Annotated in this window: 18 protein-coding genes; 10 read left to right on the plus strand and 8 right to left on the minus strand. The window is 70.5% G+C overall.

All coding sequences use genetic code 11. From position 1 onward, the window contains the following. Positions 1-3: 3 nt before the first annotated feature. Positions 4-396, minus strand: coding sequence for a cytidine deaminase (locus tag GH723_RS10120; protein ID WP_153759530.1), 393 nt, complete (start codon positions 394-396; stop codon positions 4-6). Further along, on the minus strand, positions 396-899 hold the full coding sequence (locus GH723_RS10125) for a pyridoxamine 5'-phosphate oxidase family protein (RefSeq protein ID WP_153759531.1): 504 nt from the start codon (positions 897-899) through the stop codon (positions 396-398). The genes GH723_RS10120 and GH723_RS10125 overlap by 1 nt, the downstream gene beginning before the upstream one ends. Before the next feature lie 75 nt (positions 900-974). Between GH723_RS10125 and GH723_RS10130 the strand changes: the two genes are divergently transcribed. After that, complete coding sequence (locus GH723_RS10130; protein WP_195210231.1) at positions 975-1286, plus strand: 4a-hydroxytetrahydrobiopterin dehydratase; 312 nt, start codon at positions 975-977, stop codon at positions 1284-1286. Between the two features lie 10 nt (positions 1287-1296). Here the strand turns inward: GH723_RS10130 and GH723_RS10135 are convergent, their stop codons facing one another. Next, positions 1297-1998, minus strand: coding sequence for a winged helix-turn-helix transcriptional regulator (locus GH723_RS10135; RefSeq protein WP_153759533.1), 702 nt, complete (start codon positions 1996-1998; stop codon positions 1297-1299). Positions 1999-2105: 107 nt separating this feature from the next. Between GH723_RS10135 and GH723_RS10140 the strand changes: the two genes are divergently transcribed. The 7 genes from GH723_RS10140 to GH723_RS10170 all read left to right on the plus strand — a co-directional run bounded on the left by GH723_RS10140 (position 2106) and on the right by GH723_RS10170 (position 8004). After that, entirely contained in the window at positions 2106-3266 is a 1161-nt protein-coding gene (locus tag GH723_RS10140; protein WP_153759534.1) for an acyl-CoA dehydrogenase family protein, read from the plus strand. A gap of 76 nt (positions 3267-3342) precedes the next feature. Next, the gene (locus GH723_RS10145) at positions 3343-3582 is read left to right on the plus strand and encodes a hypothetical protein (RefSeq protein ID WP_153759535.1); all 240 of its coding nucleotides are present in this window, start codon (positions 3343-3345) and stop codon (positions 3580-3582) included. Beyond that, positions 3579-5054 (plus strand): DUF692 domain-containing protein, encoded by a 1476-nt coding sequence (locus GH723_RS10150; RefSeq protein ID WP_153759536.1) that lies wholly within the window; start codon positions 3579-3581, stop codon positions 5052-5054. The genes GH723_RS10145 and GH723_RS10150 overlap by 4 nt, the downstream gene beginning before the upstream one ends. Next, on the plus strand, positions 5036-6130 hold the full coding sequence (locus GH723_RS10155; protein ID WP_195210232.1) for a Glu/Leu/Phe/Val dehydrogenase family protein: 1095 nt from the start codon (positions 5036-5038) through the stop codon (positions 6128-6130). The genes GH723_RS10150 and GH723_RS10155 overlap by 19 nt, the downstream gene beginning before the upstream one ends. 8 nt (positions 6131-6138) lie before the next feature. Continuing rightward, the gene (locus tag GH723_RS10160) at positions 6139-7083 is read left to right on the plus strand and encodes a site-2 protease family protein (protein WP_153759538.1); all 945 of its coding nucleotides are present in this window, start codon (positions 6139-6141) and stop codon (positions 7081-7083) included. A gap of 95 nt (positions 7084-7178) precedes the next feature. Further along, the gene (locus GH723_RS10165; RefSeq protein WP_153759539.1) at positions 7179-7394 is read left to right on the plus strand and encodes a hypothetical protein; all 216 of its coding nucleotides are present in this window, start codon (positions 7179-7181) and stop codon (positions 7392-7394) included. A 250-nt stretch (positions 7395-7644) separates the two neighbouring features. Continuing rightward, on the plus strand, positions 7645-8004 hold the full coding sequence (locus tag GH723_RS10170) for a hypothetical protein (RefSeq protein WP_153759540.1): 360 nt from the start codon (positions 7645-7647) through the stop codon (positions 8002-8004). 422 nt (positions 8005-8426) lie between these two features. Here the strand turns inward: GH723_RS10170 and GH723_RS10175 are convergent, their stop codons facing one another. From GH723_RS10175 to GH723_RS10190, 4 genes are all read right to left on the minus strand, one after another. Next, positions 8427-8813: a type II toxin-antitoxin system death-on-curing family toxin gene (locus GH723_RS10175; protein WP_195210233.1), complete on the minus strand. Its 387-nt coding sequence runs from the start codon at positions 8811-8813 to the stop codon at positions 8427-8429. Positions 8814-8824: 11 nt separating this feature from the next. Continuing rightward, positions 8825-9037 (minus strand): ribbon-helix-helix protein, CopG family, encoded by a 213-nt coding sequence (locus GH723_RS10180; RefSeq protein ID WP_153759542.1) that lies wholly within the window; start codon positions 9035-9037, stop codon positions 8825-8827. Between the two features lie 132 nt (positions 9038-9169). After that, complete coding sequence (locus GH723_RS10185; RefSeq protein ID WP_153759543.1) at positions 9170-9367, minus strand: hypothetical protein; 198 nt, start codon at positions 9365-9367, stop codon at positions 9170-9172. Between the two features lie 317 nt (positions 9368-9684). Beyond that, complete coding sequence (locus GH723_RS10190; RefSeq protein ID WP_153759544.1) at positions 9685-10242, minus strand: plasmid pRiA4b ORF-3 family protein; 558 nt, start codon at positions 10240-10242, stop codon at positions 9685-9687. 104 nt (positions 10243-10346) lie between these two features. Between GH723_RS10190 and GH723_RS10195 the strand changes: the two genes are divergently transcribed. Then, a complete protein-coding gene (locus GH723_RS10195; RefSeq protein ID WP_153759545.1) occupies positions 10347-10715 on the plus strand; it encodes a hypothetical protein in 369 nt (122 codons plus the stop codon). Here GH723_RS10195 and GH723_RS10200 read toward each other — a convergent pair. Further along, on the minus strand, positions 10689-10958 hold the full coding sequence (locus tag GH723_RS10200) for a hypothetical protein (protein ID WP_153759546.1): 270 nt from the start codon (positions 10956-10958) through the stop codon (positions 10689-10691). The genes GH723_RS10195 and GH723_RS10200 overlap by 27 nt on opposite strands. A gap of 125 nt (positions 10959-11083) precedes the next feature. Between GH723_RS10200 and GH723_RS10205 the strand changes: the two genes are divergently transcribed. Beyond that, entirely contained in the window at positions 11084-14191 is a 3108-nt protein-coding gene (locus GH723_RS10205; RefSeq protein WP_153759547.1) for a DUF3427 domain-containing protein, read from the plus strand. Positions 14192-14194: the final 3 nt, after the last annotated feature.

Below are 14194 nucleotides of genomic sequence, written 5' to 3' on the forward strand. Positions count from 1 at the left end.
GGCTCACCCCTTCCGGGGCCCACGGGGCAGCAGGTCCCGCAGGGTCGCGGACTCCTCGTCGCCCTCGGGTGTGGCGGCGGTGACCTCGAGGTCCGGTCCGCCGAGCTCCAGCGCCACCTGGAGGCACGCCCCGCACGGCATCGTGATGCGCCCGTCGGTCCGCGGCGCCACCAGCACGAGGCGCTCGGGGCGGGCGCCGGCGGCGACGCTCGCGAACAGCGCCGCCCGCTCCGCGCACATCGCGAGCCCGAGCGAGACGTTCTCGACGAGCGCGCCCGTGAGCACCTCGCCGGCGTCGGTCCGCACCGCGGCGCCCATGCGGAAGCCGGAGTACGGCGCGTAGGCGCGCTCGCGCGCCTGGGCGGCAGCGGCGATCAGCGCGTCGTCGGCAGCCATCAGCCGATCCGGTCCACGCCGTGGTCGCCGGTGTCGCCCTGCCCCGACCCGAGGGCGGCGGTCGCCATCTTCCAGAGGCGCACCAGGCGGTTGTCGGCCGACTCCCACCAGGCGAGGGTGTCGACGTGGACGGCCAGGGCCGCCAGCCGCGGATCGTTCGCGCCCTCGAACCAGGCCTCGGCGAAGGGCGTCCACAGCTCGTCGATGCGCGACCGGTCCTCGACCAGCTCCGCCCGACCGGACGTGGAGAACCAGGTGCCGTCGGACATGTCGTTGCCGCTGATCGACGCCGCCCCTCCCCCGCGGACCTGCCCGATCCAGTCGGCCGTGCCGTCGACGAGGAACCAGCAGGTCCCCGCGTCGTCGACGTCGAGCACCGTGAGCGGGCGTCCCTCGAGCTGCGGCAGCGCCGACGAGGTGTCGGCGGTGGTGAGCATCACCACCCGCTGATCGGTCGCCAGCGCCTTCAGGTGCTGGACGGGGTCATGGTCGTGGTCAGCCATGCGCGGACCCGTACCCGCCGGCACCGGTCCGCGACACCTTCCCGCCGGCGCGCCCCGTCGTGCACACTGGTCGTCGTGGATCGCCGACGGATCACCGCCGAGGACGTCGCCGCCACCGAGGCCCTGGCCGGGTGGACGGTCGACGGCGAGCTGCTGCGCGCCGAGCTGCGCCTCCCGTCCTTCGCCGTCGCCGGCCGGCTCGTCGCCGCGGTGGCCGAGCTCGCCGATGCCCACGACCACCACCCGGACCTCTCGCTCGCCTACCCGGGCGTCGTGACGGTCGAGCTGACGAGCCACGACGTCGGCCACCTCACACCGCGGGACCTCGACCTCGCGACCGAAATCGCCGCCCGCGCCGCGGCGATGGGCGCCGAGCCGGCGTCCTGAGCCCCCGCCGCTAGTCGAGGACGGGCACCCGCTCGAGCCGGGCCCGCGTCGCCTCGGCGAAGGAGCTCCACGTGAACCAGCGGGGGACCTCCCGCACCAGCCGGGGCGGACCGTCGACGGTGATCGCACCATCGGCGACCGCCTCGCCCCACGAGCGGAACCCCTGGAACACCTCGCCGATCACCGGCGTCGAGGTGGTCACGACGACGTCGACGTCGAACCCCGGGTGCTGGACGCACACCGACACCTCGCCGCGGTCGAACACCATCCAGAGCACGATCCGCTGCGGCGCGGTGTGGCGCACCTCGAGGACGACCCGACCGGCAGGGAGCGCGTCGACGTCGATCTGGCGGTGCATCCACCACATCAGCGTCACCGCGTCGACCTCGTGCGGGCGGATCTCGTCGAAGAGCCACTCGACGGCCCAACGCCCCATGGCGTCGATGACCGACTCCAGGTCACGACCGGACGGCGAGAGGTGGTACTCCCGCCCTCGTCCGGTGGTGGAGGGCACGGTGTCGACGACGCCCTTGCGCTCCAGGTGGCGGAGGCGCTGGGTGAGCAGGGAACGGGAGATCCCGGGCAAGCCGCGCGCGATGTCGTTGAAGCGGGTGTTGCCCATCAGCAGCTCGCGCATGATGAGCGGCGTCCACCGGTCGGCGATCACCTCGGTCGCGAGCGAGATGGGGCAGAACCGTTCGTAGTCGGGCACCGGCGGATCGTCGCGCCGCCCGCGCGTCGTGGGTAGTCCAGGATCTGTACCGGCCGGGTCCAGATCCTGCACTAGGTGCGCACGCCGGCGGTTCGTACGTTCCAGCGATGACACAGACACTGGACCCCACCACCCCCTCGACGGCGAGCGACGACCACCTCACGCTGGCCCGCTCGCTCGGCCCCACCCTCGCCGCCCACGCCGCCGTCCACGACGAGGACGGCACCTTCGTCGAGGAGTCCGTCAGCGCCCTGCGCCGGAGCGGTCTCCTCGCCCTGGCCGTCCCGACCGAGCTCGGCGGTCTCGGCGCCACCGTCGCCGAGGTCGCCGCCGTCCAGCGCGAGCTCGCCCGCCACTGCGGCTCCACCGCACTCGCCACGGCGATGCACCAGCACGTCACGTGCTTCACCGCGTGGCGGTGGCGTCGGGGGCTCCCCGGGGCCGAGGCGACCCTGCGTCGCGTCGCCGAGGAGGGCATCCTGCTCGTGTCGACCGGCGGCGCCGACCTCACCCACCCGCGCGGCGAGGCCCGCCGGGTCGACGGCGGCTACCTGGTGAGCGGGCGGAAGATCTTCGCCAGCCAGTCGTCCGTCGGCACGGCCATGTCGACGATGTTCGCCGTCGACGACCCCGATGCCGGCCGGCGCGTGCTCAACATGTCGGTGCCGCTCGCGGCCGAGGGCGTCTCCGTGCTCGACAACTGGGACAGCCTCGGCATGCGGGGCACAGCCAGCAACGACGTGGTCCTCGAGGACGTCTTCGTGCCCGACGAGCGGGTCCTCGCCGATCGACCCCACGGCGTGGTCGATCCGCCGCTGCAGGTGATCCTCAGCATCGCCATCCCGATCATCTCCGCCGTCTACCTCGGCGTCGCGGAGGCGGCGGAGCGGGCGGCCATCGAGGCGGTCACGTCGACACCTCGGGCCGACGATCCGTTCGTCCAGCGCCAGGTCGGGTTGATGGCCCACCACCTGCGCACGGCGACGTGGGCCCTGGACGGCGCGCTGGGCGCGGTGGGCGACGACCCTGCGCCGTCGGTCGACGTGCTCGACGCCGTGATGGTCGCCAAGCGGACCGTGGCCGAGGCCGCCGTCGCCGTCTGCGACCTGGCGATGGACGTCGCCGGCGGGTCCGCCTTCTCACGCGGCACGGTGATCGAGCGCTGCTACCGCGACGTCCGGGCCGTCCGCTTCCACCCGTTCACCCCGGAGCGGTCCCTGCTGCACTCCGGGCGCCTGCGGCTCGGGCTCCCGGTCGACGTGATCTGACGTATCACCCGGGCGGTCGTGCGCTCCTGATCTCCGGGCGGGACACCCCCGCTCCGGAGCAGCGAAGGAGCCAGCCATGGCCGACACCCTCACCCTGGATCGCGACACGATCATGCGGACCGCCGCCCTCCAGCGCCCCGTCCGGGTGACCCTCCCCGCTCGGGCCGCCTACGACTTCGACACCTTCGTCAAGGTCCAGCGCGACATCTTCGACCGGCTCGGGCACTCGATGTGCGTCAGCGGCTTCGACATCCGCTGGGGCTTCGAGGACGACTTCGTCGTCAACGAGAAGCTCGAGATCCTCGTCAGGGGATGACCGTCCTCCCCGAGCGCGGCGTCGGGGTGATCCACGCCCCCGGCCTCGAGCCGCTCCTCGAGGCCGGGGGCGACCTCATCGACGTCGTCGAGATCGAGCCCCAGACGTTCTGGTTCGGCGGCGCCACCGTCGGCGACCTGGCCGCACCGGCCCGACGGATGATCGAGGCCGCGGGTCTCGACGAGCGGCCGGCGCTGGTGCACGGCGTCGGCGCACCGATCGGCGGGACCATCCCGCCCACGGACGCCGACGTGGCGAATCTGGCCGCCGTCACCGACCTGCTGGACAGCGCGTGGGTCAGCGAGCACCTCAGCTTCAACCACGTCCACCTCGACGGGTCCGTCGCGGCGACGGGACTGATGCTGCCGCCGGTCCAGACCGACGAGAGCGCGTTGCTCGCTGCGACGTCGATCGCCTCGGTCCGGGGCGGGCTCGGCCGTCCCTTCGCCTTCGAGACCGGCGTCAACTACCTCGCCCCTCGGCCCGACGAGGTGCCCGACGGCGTGTGGTGGCGGACGATCGCCGAGGCTGCCGACTGCGGCATCCTCCTCGACCTGCACAACGTGTGGTGCAACGCCCGCAACGGGCGCCAGGCACTCGACGAGCTGTTCGACGACCTGCCGCTCGATCGGGTCTGGGAGATCCACCTCGCCGGCGGCGAGCAGGTGGACGGCATCTGGCTCGACGCCCACTCGGGGCTGGTCGACCCGGAGCTGCTGGCGATCGCCGCCGACGTCGTGGCCCACCTCCCCTCGCTGCGCGCCATCACCTTCGAGATCGTCCCGGAGTACCTGCTCGCGCGTGACGTCGCCGCCGGCGACATCCGCTCGATGCTCGAGCAGCTCCACCTGCTCTGGGATGCCCGACGCACCGCGCCGCAGGTCATCGGTGGCGGCGAGCCTCCGCCGGTCGCTCCCCCCGGCGACCTGGACGGGCTCGCCGCCGCCGAGGTGCGGCTCGCCCGGGCCGTCCTCGACCCCGACGCCGACGCCGAGCCGGGCGTGCGGGTGATGAGCCGCCTGGTCGACGCCATCCGCCGGGGGCTCACGGTGACGGTGCTGCCGCTGTCGATCCGGCTCGTGCGCCTCACCCGCGGGTCCGACGCCGTCGCGGCGGCGCTGACCGAGTGCCACCGGCGCCACACCCCCGAGCTGCACGCCGACGCCGAAGCGGCGCACGTCGCCGTCGTCCTGCGCGAGATGTACGGGTCGTCGGTGGCCCACCTGCACTCGGTGCTCGACTACGAGCTCGCACTCGTCGACCTCGCCCGCACGGGTCGGGCGCGCCCGGTCGCCTTCGCGTGCGATCCGGTCGCCCTCCTCAGCGCGCTCGGCCGCGGCGAGCTCCCCGACGACCTCTCGATCGGGGCGTTCGAGCTCGACCTCGTCGCCGACGACGCGATCACCGCAGGCTGGGGGGTTCCTCGCCCGTCCTCCCGGGTATGGCGGCACCCATGGGAGCACCAGTCCTGAACGGATCGGACCGCAGCCTCGAGGAGCTGGTCGATTCCTGGGACGGTGAGGCCACCGTGATGCGGCGGGCGCGCTCGACCGACGCGCTCATCACGATCGGCGTCCACTCCACCGCGCTCGGTCCTGCCGCGGGTGGATGCCGCATGCGGACCTATCGCTCGTCCGCAGCTGCTGTCGAGGACGCACACCGACTGGCGACGGCGATGACCTCCAAGCTCGCGGTGTGCGGCCTTCCCTTCGGCGGCGGCAAGGCCGTCCTCGCCGTCCCGTCGATCCCCGAGGGCGACGCGCGACGCGACCTGCTGCTCGAGCTCGGCGAACTGGTCGAGAGCCTCGGCGGTCTCTACATCACCGCCCCCGACATGAACACCTCCGACGTCGACATGGACGTCGTCGCCGAGCGGACCTCGCACGTCTTCTGCCGCACCGCCGAGTCCGGGGGGTGCGGCAACCCCGCGCCCGCCACCGCGGCCGGCGTCGAAGCCGGCCTGCGGGCCGCGATCGCGCACGTCTTCGGCTCCGACGACCTGGACGGCCGGCGCGTCCTGGTCCAGGGCGTCGGCGCGGTGGGCGAGCGCCTGGCCCGTCGGCTCACCGACGACGGGGCCGACGTCGTCGTCTGCGACATCGACGAGCAGCGCGCCGACCACCTCGCTCGCCGCATCGGCGTGCGCGCGATCCCCGCGGCGGCCTGGCTCGACGAGGAGTGCGATGTGTTCGCCCCGTGCGCCGCCGGCGGCATCCTCGACGAGGGGACCATCCCGAGGCTGCGCTGCCGCCTCGTCGCCGGCGCGGCCAACAACCAGCTGCGCGAGCGGGCCGACGCCGACCGCCTCGCGGCGCGCGGCATCACCTGGGTGCCCGACTACGTCCTCAACTCCGGCGGCGTCCTCAAGGGCGTCGGCATGGAGCTGCTCCACTGGCCGCCCGAGGAGGTCGCCAACCGACTCCAACAGGTGGGCGAGGACGTCGCGAGCCTCCTGCGCCGGGCCGACACCGAGGGGCAGACGCCGCTGGCCGTCGCCGAGACGCTGGCCTCCGATCGCATCGACGCCGCCCGCGCCACGAGGGTCTGAGCACTCCGATGTCGCGGGCCACCGACTCCACCACCCCCGTCCCCCGCTGTTCGCTCCTCGCCGTCGCCAGCGCCCTCGCCGTCCTCGTGGTCGGTGTGCTCCGGCCCGGGGCGCTGCTCTTCCTCTCGATCATCATGGTGTCGGTCGTGGCCCACGAGGCCGGCCACTTCTGGGTCGCGCGGCACGTCGGCATGCGGCCCACCGAGTTCTTCGCCGGGATGGGCCCCACGCTGTGGTCGCGGCGGAGCCCACGCGGCGTCGACTGGGGCGTGAAGGCCTTCCCCGTCGGCGGCTTCGTGACCATCCCGGGCATGACGAGCTCCGCCGTCGTCGACCCCGAGCTCGAGCCGTACACCTACCGAGCGGCCACCACGTGGCGCCGCCTGGCCACGATCCTCGCCGGGCCGGCGGTCAACCTCCTGATCGCCGCAGGGCTCTTCGCCCTCGTCGCTCGGATCGGGTACGTCGGCTCCGACGGCACCCGCTCGGGTGCGGGCCTGCTCGACGCCGTGCGCTTCGGCCGTGACGCCACCTGGGGCGTCATCACCTCGACGCTGTGGTCGCTCGGCGAGCTGGTGATGACCGTCCCGAACTACGTCGCCGACCTGTTCGCCAACACCAGCCCCGACACCCGCTTCCTCTCCCCCGTCGGCGCCACCCGGCTCACCGAGCAGGCCGCCGCCGACGACGTCGTCACGGTCATCGCGTTCGCCGCGGTGCTCAACGCCTCGCTCGGTGTGTTCAACCTGCTGCCGCTCGTGCCGCTCGACGGCGGCCACGCCCTCATCGCCGTCACCGAGAAGGGCCTGACGGTGCTGCGCCGCCGGCCGGTCACGTTCGACGCCAACCGCCTCACCCCGCTGGCGGTCGGTGTGATCGGGGCACTCGTGGCGCTGACGGCCACCTCGCTCTGGCTCGACATCGCCCACCCGGCGGCGAACCCGTTCAGCTGACTGCAGCTGCGCTGCCGACGGATGTGACGATCGACCCTGTCCCCACGGGCTCGCCGAGCGAACGCTGGACGCGTCCACCGTGGGAGGGAGGGGCCATGACGGTTCGAACCGCACGAGACGAGATGCGCTCGGCGATCCTCTGGTTCGTCGGCGCGGTGATCATGCTCATCGCCATGCTCGGCATGTGGTGGCTGGTCGAGGAGACCAACGAGGAGGGCACGCACGACGCCGAGCTGCTGCCGTTCTTCGCGCTGATCCCGCTCGCGATCGCGATGTACCACCTCGCACGCTCCCGCCTCCACCACAGCTGAGAGGCGCCGGCCGCGGATCTCCGCCGGGGCACGGTCAGGCCTGGACGGATCGATTGGCCCAGCCGGCCAGCGGCCGGGTGGTGTCGACCTTCGGCACTGGCAGGGCTTGGCATGGAGAGAGACGCTGGGCTCGGAAACTCGCGAAGGAGGGCGCGATGACCGTTGCGCTGCATGCCACGGACTCGGCAAGGTGCCGCCCCCGGTGTCGCAGGATCGGTGCGCCATCTGCCATCGCACCGGGTGCCACCACGTGCAGCCGGTGCGATACGTCGTGTGCACGAGCTGCCAAGGCCGCGGCCGCACGCCTGAGGCGCACGCCGGCGCTGCGACCGAGGCGATCGACCAGAGACGTGCCGAGGTCCCGACGGCCCTGCTCGCCGCCGACCAACGAGTGGGGAGCGCCGAGCGCGTGCTCAACGCGGCACGGCGCTCGATGGGCGAGGCCATCGTCGCCATACGAGATGCGACGACAGGCGACGACCCGCTCGCGGTGGCTGCCGAGCGGATCCTCGACTGCTGGGAGGACCACCAGCGCGCCTTGGACGCCTACCTCCATGCGGTCCGATCCGAGGTGCAGATCTACGCCGAGCGCTTCATCGCCGACCGCTAGGTCGTGAGTCGCGCGTCGAGTCCGGGCTCCTGGTCGCGCCACGAGACCGAGCGACCGCCGCCGAAAACTGCGCTGACCAGCACTTTCGTGCTGGTCAGATCGTGTCGGAGGGGGGACTTGAACGCCGCCCTCAGCGGTGACGCTGCGTCCCATTGCGTGCGCGTCCGTGCAGGTCAGAGCCGGTTTTCGTCGGGGCCTCGTGCCAATGGGTCCCACCGGGTACCAGGCCGTACCACCCCGTTTTCAGGGGTTTCGCGGACATCCTGATGACAAGCGAGCGGGTGTGTCGACCGTCGGGGAGGGGCCGGAGCCGGCGGTGTCGGACACGGGAGCACGCGCCCGGCGCGCGACTTCAGTGCGCGCAACCGGCGTGCTCTTCCTTCCGACACCTCGACCTTGTCCTCACTTGTCATCACTTGTCATCACTTGTCATCAGGCGCTGGCGGCTCGACGTGCTGACGCAGCCACTCCGCGACCGCAGCTTCGTCGAGCTCACCGGCCGCCACTCCGAGCATCAGGCTCACGGCGTGGTCGGTACCGACTTCGAGGCGATGGCCGTTGAGGGCGAGGAAGATGGTGAGCGACTGCCAGGCGAGGCGCTTGTTGCCGTCGGGAAGCGGATGGTTCCGTGCGATGCGGACGGCGAGCACGGCGGCCTTCTCGACGATCGAGGGGTAGAACTCCTCGTCGCCGAAGCCGGCTTGGGGCGCATGGAGCGCCGAGTCCAACAGATCGACCCGTGCGGCGCGCGACAGCGTCCGGGCGTCGATCCCGGTGACGGCCTCCGCGATCAAGAGCGCTTCCGCCAAGCTCAGGTACCTCACTCGGCGAGGCGGTCGAGGATCTCCTTGTCCCGCTCGACGAGGGTGTGCAGCAGGGTCATGAACTCTTCGTCCTGGCGCACCCGGTCGACCTCGGCCTGCAGCGCGTCGAGGATCACCTGGTTGACGCTGACCCCCCGAGCGCGGGCGACCACCTCAGCGGTGTCTGCCAAGTCCTCGGGGAGCCGAACGGTCGTCGCCTTGCGCGTCATGACGTCATGATACCGGATCGAAAGGTCCGTGCTCTGACGTGCCGTCAGCAGTAGTTGGGCCGGATCCTTCGGCTCACCTGAGGATCTCGACCCCGCCCATCCCCGCGCGGGTCGGGCGTTGGGCGAGCGGTCCTACTTCGTCTGAATCAGGAACTGCTCGCGGGTGAGCAGCGGAGCCGATGGGTCTTCGTCGAGGCGTCGCAGTGATGCCGCGAGGTAGGCGCGGAGCCCGGGATCGGCGAGACCCTGCTCGGCTTCGTGCCAGGACCGATCAAGCGCCTGCTGCCGCTTCAGCTGCTCAGCGCTGAGGTCTTCCCGACGGAGTGCCACGCCGCCACGGTACCGGCCGCATCCCGGCAGCGAGTCTGATCTCGCCGCCTGTCGCACCAGATCAAGCCGAGCGCTCGGCGGTCTCCCTCTCCTGCCTCAGCTCGTCGAGGAACTCGAGGACCGCCTCGGCACTGTCCAGCCGTCGGCCGTCGTTGGTGATCGACACGTCATCATCCGTTGCGGGGCCGCCGCCAGCGACGAGTCCTGTCGCCTCACCCGGGCCGTAGGCACGTCTCGCCGGAGCCATCGAACTCGAGGGTACCCGTGCCCAGGACACCTCACCGGACGAAGGCTTCAGCCACGGCTGTCCATGCCGCTCAGCGAACCGCCTGGAGATGGGCGTTGACGAGTGCCACGTCGAAGGCAGTTGCATCAACCGGGCGACCGACCCACCCACTCAGGTGCTCGTGCTCCTCGTGCGTGGGGTCGGCGAGCACGGCGAGGAGGTGCTCGTAGCCCCACGATCCGCCGACGTCCTCGGGCGGGCAGGCGTTGGCCCCGTCGAGGCAGACGGCGGACTTCAAGCCCTTCGGCATCCTCCACACGCGGTGGACGGTGATCTCGTGCTCCCACGAGTCGCCGAAGTCGTACTCATAGGTGAAGCGGTCGTTCGACCCGATGGCGGTGCCGACGGTGAAGTCCTTCTCCTGCAGTTCGCCGTCCGGGTACTCGTCGAACTGCATCCCGTAGCGCTCGCCACCGATCTCGAAGGCGTGGAGGTGGGAGTCCTCCCACCCCATCGCCGCCTGGAACATGCGGTGCAGCTTGTCGAGGCGAACGCTCCCCGGAACGAGGAGCCGGCGCCACACCCGAGGCTGGACCTCGCACAGCTCGATTGTGCAGTCGACGACGGGTTGCCCAGGCGGGGTCGGCATGGCACCGACGCTAGATCGACTTCAGCGCTCCTCAGGTACAGAGCCGAGCGATCGTGTCACTCGGCCTGGTTACCTTCGGGCGACGCCATCCCGAGGAGGTCGCCATGCCGAGTCCAGAGTTGATCGCAGCCTTCGACGCCGCGAACGAACGCCACACCGCCGCAGTCGCCGAGTTCGTCCCGTTGCTCATCGAGATGGCGCTCGCCACCGTGGCCGATGTGCTCCCGGGCGCCGACGCACTCGAGACGGACGGCGAGATGAATGAGGACTGGGCCTTCACGCTGCGGATCCAGCGGGTGGTCGATGTCCACGGCGACCTCCTCTACGACGCCGGCGTTGGTCACGACGACTCCGAGGTCGAGTCCACGATCGACGACGTCGGAGTCGACTACCTCGACCTGCTCCTCGATCTCACCGGCGAGAACTACCTCGGGCGGAAGACGATCTCACGGGTCGACGCGAGCGGGTCCTGACGCCCGCAACTCGCGCAATGCGAGCAGACGAAGGCGGTCGGCCAACTCCCGGCACCGTTCGATCGCGGAGATGGTCTCCTGCTCCTCATCGTTCGGTGCGGGCCGCTGCTCCCATAGCGACTCGTCATCGTTCGGGAGGATGACGGCGCCGGAGTGCCTCCAGGCTTGATCGCTCAGCTGCCAGTACTCGTGGCTGTCCAACGCTTCGATGAGGAGCGAAATGTCGGCGTTCGTGAGCGGCACCTCGTGACGATCGGAGTGGGCCATAACCTCATGCTCTCGAGTCCGCATGCGCCGCGCCACCCTCCGCTCGCTCCGAGCGGGCCAGATGGCTCGGGTCATTCGTCGCCTTGGGCCACAATCGAGGGATGGAGGGAGCGGGGCCGGACGATCTACAGCCAGGGCTGTACGACACGGTTCTCAGTGAGTCGCTCGCTGAGCAGATCGATGGCCTCGACGCCCGGCGACTACGCGCGCAGCTCGCCGGGGTAGAGCCAGCCGAACTACCCGACCGGATCGCGGAGATCATCGCCGGATGGGCCCGGGATGTGGTCGAGGCCGCCTCGTCGGCGGACCGTCACGACACGGCGGTTGCACTGGCCAGCAGCGTGCTGGATCTGCTCGTCGAGCGCCACGGGGCCGCTGCCGATGATCGGTCGCGGCTGAAGCCCGGCCTGCAGCGCCTCCTCGCCGTCGAACCGTTGGCGCCCACCGGCGAGCCCGTGTCCATCCCGCGCCCACTCACGCCGCTGCGCGACACCGTGTTGATGACGAACGCCCGTGACCAACCGACCGTCGGTCGGGAGATCGTGGCGGAGATCGAGTCAGCCGATCGCATCGACCTCGTACTGGCCTTCATCCGCTGGACAGGTGTGCGTGACCTACTGCCATCACTCCGTCGGCACACAGGTGCCGGCAAGCCGTTGCGGGTGATCACCACCACCTACACCGGCAGCACCGAGTTACGGGCGCTCCAGGCGCTCGCCGACGTCGGCGCCGAGGTGAAGGTCTCCTACGACACAGCCAGCACGCGGCTCCACGCCAAGGCGTGGTGCTTCCACCGGGCCACCGGGTTCTCCACGGTCTACATCGGATCGTCCAACCTCACGTTCTCGGCGCAGGTCACCGGACGGGAGTGGAACGTCCGGGCCTCCGAGCGCCGCAACTCCGACCTGATCGAGACCTTCGACAGGGTCTTCGAGACCTACTGGGCCGATCCGCACTTCGAGCCCTTCGACGCTGCGCAGTTCGCCGAGGCTACCGCTCGGGAAGTCGACGATTCGATCGCCACGCCCTTCACCATCGAGCCCTACCCGTTCCAGCGTCAGATCCTCGAGCAACTCGAAGTGGAACGCCGCCGTGGCCGGAACCACAACCTTATCGTCGCCGCCACGGGCACAGGCAAGACCGTGGTCGCCGCCCTCGACTACAGGCGGCTCCGAAGCCGGCTCGACCGGTCCCGGCTCCTGTTCGTCGCCCATCGCAAGGAAATCCTGGAGAACTCGCGGACCACGTTCCGCCATGTGCTGCAGGACGGAAGCTTCGGCGAGCTCTGGGTCGGCGGCCAGAAGCCACAGCACTGGGACCACGTCTTCGCTTCGATCCAGTCACTGTCCGCTGGTGACCTCGAAGCGCTCGACCCCGAGCAGTTCGACGTGGTGATCGTGGACGAGTTCCACCACGCCGCCGCGACCACCTACTCGACGCTGCTCGACCACCTCGGGCCGGCGCATCTCCTCGGTCTGACCGCGACGCCCGAGCGGACCGATGCCCTCGACATCCTCCGGTGGTTCGACGGTCGCATGGCCGTCGAACTGCGACTGTGGGACGCCCTGGAGCAGGACCTGCTCTCGCCGTTCCACTACTACGGCATCCACGACGGCACCGACCTCCGCCACGTCACCTGGCGGCGAGGCCGCGGCTACGACACCGCCGAGCTGACCAACGTCTACACCGGCGACGACCTGTGGGTCGGCAAGGTCCTCGCTGCAGTCCGCGACAAGGTGGGCGACCCTCAGTCCATGCGGGCCCTCGGCTTCGGCGTGAGCATCGCCCACTGCGAGTTCCTCGCCGATCGCTTCAACCGAGCCGGCATCACCGCCCGCGCCGTATCTGCCAACAGCCCCACCAGCGAACGCGACGATGCCCTCCGGGCACTCGCGTCGGGCGATGTCCAGATCCTGTTCTCGGTCGACCTGTTCAACGAGGGCATCGACGTCCCCGCCATTGACGTCGTGCTCATGCTCCGACCCACCGAGAGCGCGACCGTGTTTCTCCAACAGCTCGGTCGCGGCCTACGACGCAGCCACGGCAAGGACGTCCTCACCGTCCTCGACTTCGTCGGCCACCAGACCAAGACGTTCCGCTTCGACCTTCGCTACCGCCGCATGCTCGGCCGGACCCGTCGAGAGATCGAGCGCGACGTCGACGAGGACTTCCCCTACCTCCCCGCCGGCTGCCAGGTGAAGCTCGACCCCGTTGCCAAGAAGATCGTCCTCGACAACATCCGCACCGCCCTCCCCACCCGATGGCCCGAACGAGTACGCGAGCTACGGGAACTCGGTGATGTACCCCTCTCGACCTACCTCCACGAGACGGGCCTCGAGCTCGACGACGTCTACCAGGGCGACCGCTCCTTCACCGAGATGCGCCGAGCCGCAGGGCTTCTTGCGACTCCTGCGTCTGGCGGCGAGGGCCGCCTCAGCCGGGGCGTAGGACGGCTGCTGCACGTGGACGACCTGGACCGAATCGAGACATACGGAGCGCTGCTCAGCGGCCAGGAGCCGGTCAGCGAGCCCGACCTCGATGAACGGCAGATCCGGCAACTCAACGGCTTGCTGCTGACCTTGCTCGGTCCCAAGAAGGGCGAGTTCTCGTCCCTCGACGGCGCCGCCCGGCACCTCTGGTCACACGACGCCATTCGCGCCGAACTGCTACAGCTGCTGCCACTCCTCGATGGCCAGGTGCGCCATCTGCACGCGCCGCTTGGGGTCCTGCAACCGGTGCCGCTCCAACTCCATGCCACCTACACGCTCAAGGAGGCCATGGCAGGGTTCGGCGCCGCGACGGTGCCCGCTCCGAACGACATCCGTGAGGGCGTCTTCTGGCACGAGCCCAGCCAGACGGACCTCTTCTTCATCACGCTGGAGAAGACCGAGAAGCACTACTCACCAACCACCCGCTACCGGGACTACGCCATCAGCGACCGGCTGTTCCATTGGGAATCGCAGTCAACCACTTCAGAGGCGAGTACCCCAGGCCAGCGCTACATCAACCAAGAGGCGCGGGGCACGAACGTGGTGCTGTTCGTCCGCTCCAGCCGCAAAGACGTCCAGGGGCGCACGCGGCCGTATTTCTGCGCTGGTCGAGCGCGCTACGTCGAGCACCGATCGGAACGTCCGATGCAGATCACCTGGGAGTTGCATGACCCACTCCCTGGTGACGTCTTCAGCGCCTTTCGTGCCGCCGTCGCCTGATGC

Origin of the sequence: Actinomarinicola tropica, assembly GCF_009650215.1 — a bacterium.
GTDB lineage: Bacteria > Actinomycetota > Acidimicrobiia > Acidimicrobiales > SKKL01 > Actinomarinicola > Actinomarinicola tropica.

Excerpts from the sequence above, each read along its gene's own strand:
- GH723_RS10120 (WP_153759530.1), bottom strand. The coding sequence starts at position 396 with ATGGCTGCCGACGACGCGCTGATCGCCGCTGCCGCCCAGGCGCGCGAG.
- GH723_RS10125 (WP_153759531.1), bottom strand. The coding sequence starts at position 899 with ATGGCTGACCACGACCATGACCCCGTCCAGCACCTGAAGGCGCTGGCG.
- GH723_RS10140 (WP_153759534.1), top strand. The coding sequence starts at position 2,106 with ATGACACAGACACTGGACCCCACCACCCCCTCGACGGCGAGCGACGAC.
- GH723_RS10145 (WP_153759535.1), top strand. The coding sequence starts at position 3,343 with ATGGCCGACACCCTCACCCTGGATCGCGACACGATCATGCGGACCGCC.
- GH723_RS10150 (WP_153759536.1), top strand. The coding sequence starts at position 3,579 with ATGACCGTCCTCCCCGAGCGCGGCGTCGGGGTGATCCACGCCCCCGGC.
- GH723_RS10155 (WP_195210232.1), top strand. The coding sequence starts at position 5,036 with ATGGGAGCACCAGTCCTGAACGGATCGGACCGCAGCCTCGAGGAGCTG.
- GH723_RS10160 (WP_153759538.1), top strand. The coding sequence starts at position 6,139 with ATGTCGCGGGCCACCGACTCCACCACCCCCGTCCCCCGCTGTTCGCTC.
- GH723_RS10165 (WP_153759539.1), top strand. The coding sequence starts at position 7,179 with ATGACGGTTCGAACCGCACGAGACGAGATGCGCTCGGCGATCCTCTGG.
- GH723_RS10180 (WP_153759542.1), bottom strand. The coding sequence starts at position 9,037 with ATGACGCGCAAGGCGACGACCGTTCGGCTCCCCGAGGACTTGGCAGAC.
- GH723_RS10190 (WP_153759544.1), bottom strand. The coding sequence starts at position 10,242 with ATGCCGACCCCGCCTGGGCAACCCGTCGTCGACTGCACAATCGAGCTG.
- GH723_RS10195 (WP_153759545.1), top strand. The coding sequence starts at position 10,347 with ATGCCGAGTCCAGAGTTGATCGCAGCCTTCGACGCCGCGAACGAACGC.
- GH723_RS10205 (WP_153759547.1), top strand. The coding sequence starts at position 11,084 with ATGGAGGGAGCGGGGCCGGACGATCTACAGCCAGGGCTGTACGACACG.